The sequence below is a fragment of the Ectothiorhodospira sp. PHS-1 genome, from assembly GCF_000225005.1.
GTDB lineage: Bacteria > Pseudomonadota > Gammaproteobacteria > Ectothiorhodospirales > Ectothiorhodospiraceae > Ectothiorhodospira.
Window position 1 is genome coordinate 1 of sequence record NZ_AGBG01000083.1, and the last position, 735, is coordinate 735.

A 735-nucleotide genomic window follows, 5' to 3' on the forward strand; every position below is an offset into this window, starting at 1 on the left:
GATTGTGCAACCCCTTTTCTGTAAATTTCCGAAGTGGTGGTCATGACGTTGGGGTTACGGGTTGAGGTTGAGATAGACCTTGCCGGTCATCCACTCGTCGTCGAGTTCGGCGAGCAAAGCGGAGATGAGGCGCAGGCAGGAATCGGGGTTGGGGAAGATGCTGGCCACACGGGTTCGGCGTCGCAACTCCCGGTTGATTCGCGCAAGCCCGGTCGTGCGCAGGCGCACGCGGTGGGCGGCGTGGAAGTCGAACACCGTCAGGCTTTCCGGGACGGCAGCTTCAGCCCATTCGGCCAGCTTCGGGTGCTCCTTGCGCCAGGTCTCCAGTGCCGACATCAGAAGGCGCTCGGCTTCAGCTCTGTCCGGCGCATTGAAGATCGTGCGCAGTTGGGCAGCCACGGTTTTTCTTGCCTCCTGTCGGGTAACGAACTGTCCGGCGTTTTGTTGCAGATGGAACTGACAACGCTGCCAGGGAACGGCGGGCAGTACCGCCCGGCGCGCCGCCTTGAGTCCTGCATGGTCATCGGCCACGATGAGCTTGACGCCGTGCAGCCCGCGGGCGAGCAGGCCTTCGAGGAAGCGCCGCCAGTTGATCTCGGCTTCCGAGGTGGCGACCGTGCAGCCCAGCACCCGGCGTTTGCCGGTGGCGTCGATGCCGACGGCGATCAGCACGGCGCAATCGACAATACGACCCTCCAGGCAGACTTTCTCGTAACGGGCATCCAGGAAGAGATA

The 735-nt window shown here is 63.0% G+C and carries 1 protein-coding gene; it reads right to left on the reverse strand.

Annotation, left to right across the window (positions count from 1 at the left end):
* Positions 1-54: 54 nt before the first annotated feature.
* The coding region (locus ECTPHS_RS13695; protein WP_008933363.1) for an IS256 family transposase at positions 55-735 on the reverse strand (681 nt) is incomplete at its 5' end.